Annotated in this window: 1 protein-coding gene; it reads left to right on the top strand. The window is 76.1% G+C overall.

Going from position 1 to position 1,901, the window contains the following annotated elements:
* A partial coding sequence (locus tag C1J00_RS42695) for a DUF5682 family protein (protein ID WP_245936738.1) occupies nucleotides 1–1,901 on the top strand: 1,901 nt, incomplete at both ends.

Below are 1,901 nucleotides of genomic sequence, written 5' to 3'. Positions count from 1 at the left end.
GGCCGGTGCTGCTCGGGGTGCGGCATCACGGACCGGGGTCGGCGCGGGCGGTGCGGGCGGCGCTGGAGGAGGTCCGGCCGCGGGTCGTGCTGATCGAGGGGCCGCCCGAGGCCGACGCCCTGATCCCGCTCGCCGCCGACGAGGAGATGCGGCCACCCGTCGCCCTGCTCGCCCACGCCGTGGACGAGCCCGGCCGCTCGGCGTTCTGGCCGCTGGCCGGGTTCTCCCCGGAGTGGGTCGCCCTCCGCTGGGCCCTGGAACACGACGTCCCGGCCCGCTTCGTCGACCTGCCGGCCACGCACACGCTGGCCTGGGGGTTGCAGGAGGACGAGGCGGGAACAGAGGACGAACGACCGCCGCCGAACGGGACGACGGCGGACGGGGACACCGGCCCCGGTGCCGCCGAGCTCCGGATCGACCCGCTCGGAGTGCTCGCCGACGCCGCCGGTTACGACGACCCGGAGCGGTGGTGGGAGGACGTCGTCGAGCACCGGGGCGCGGAGGAGGGCGACGCGCTCGCGCCGTTCACCGCGCTGGAGGAGGCCATGGCCGCGCTGCGGGAGACCTACGGCAGCGGGGGCCATGACCGGGACCTGGTACGGGAGGCGTACATGCGGCTCCAGGTGCGGGCCGCGCAGCGGGAGTTCGACGACGGTGTGGCGGTGGTCTGCGGGGCCTGGCACGTGCCCGCGCTGCGGCAGAAGACCACCGTCGCCGCCGACAAGGCGCTGCTGAAGGGGCTGCCCAAGGTCAAGACGGACATGACCTGGGTGCCGTGGACCCACCGCCGGCTCGCCCGGACCAGCGGGTACGGGGCCGGCATCGACTCGCCGGGCTGGTACGGGCACCTGTTCAGCGCCCCGGACCGGCCGGTGGAGCGATGGCTGACCAAGGTGGCGGGGCTGCTGCGCGCCGAGGACCGGATCGTCTCCTCCGCACACGTCATCGAGGCGGTGCGGCTGGCCGAGACGCTCGCCGCGATGCGCGGCCGTCCGCTGCCCGGCCTGAGCGAGACGACCGACGCCGTGCGAGCGGTGATGTGCGAGGGCTCGGACGTGCCGCTGGCGCTGGTGCGGGACCGGCTGGTCGTGGGGGACGTGCTGGGGGAGGTGCCGCCCTCGGCGCCGGCCGTGCCGTTGCAGCGGGACCTCACCCGGCTGCATCGCCGGCTGCGGCTGAAGCCGGAGGCGCTGGAGAGGGAGCTGGAGCTCGACCTGCGCAAGGAGAACGACGCCGCCCGCAGCAGGCTGCTGCACCGGCTGCGACTGCTCGGTGTCGCGTGGGGCGAACCGGCCGCATCGCGGGGCAGCACGGGCACGTTCCGGGAGACATGGCGGCTGCGCTGGGAGCCCGAGCTGTCCGTACGGGTCGCCGAGGCCGGCGTGTGGGGGACGACCGTCCTGTCCGCCGCGACCGCCAAGGCCGAGGCGGACGCCGTGGGCGCGGAGGGCCTCGCCGGCGTCACCGGGCTCGCCGAGCGCTGCCTGCTGGCCGAACTGCCCGACGCGCTCCCCACCGTGATGCGGATCCTCGCCGACCGCGCGGCCCTCGACACCGACGTCGGCCATCTCGCCCAGGCGCTCCCGGCCCTGGTCCGCTCTCTGCGCTACGGAGACGTGCGCGGCACGGACACCGGAGCCCTGGCGGAGGTCGCCGCGGGACTGGCCGAACGGATCTTCGTCGGTCTTCCCCCGGCTTGCGCCGCGCTCGACGCCGACGCCGCCGAGGAGATGCGGGGCCACGTGGACGCGGTGCACGGGGCAGTGGCCCTGCTGGGCGACTCCCCCGCCGCGGGGCACGGCCATCTGAGGGGCCGTTGGCAGTCGGTGCTGCGGGTGCTGTCCGGGCGGGACACCGTGCCCGGGGTCGTCCGGGGGCGGGCGGTCCGGCTGCTGCTCGAC

Origin of the sequence: Streptomyces cahuitamycinicus (assembly GCF_002891435.1) — a bacterium.
GTDB classification, from domain to species: domain Bacteria; phylum Actinomycetota; class Actinomycetes; order Streptomycetales; family Streptomycetaceae; genus Streptomyces; species Streptomyces cahuitamycinicus.
The sequence above is the reverse complement of the archived record's forward strand: the minus strand, read 5'-3'. Positions and strand labels throughout refer to the sequence as shown.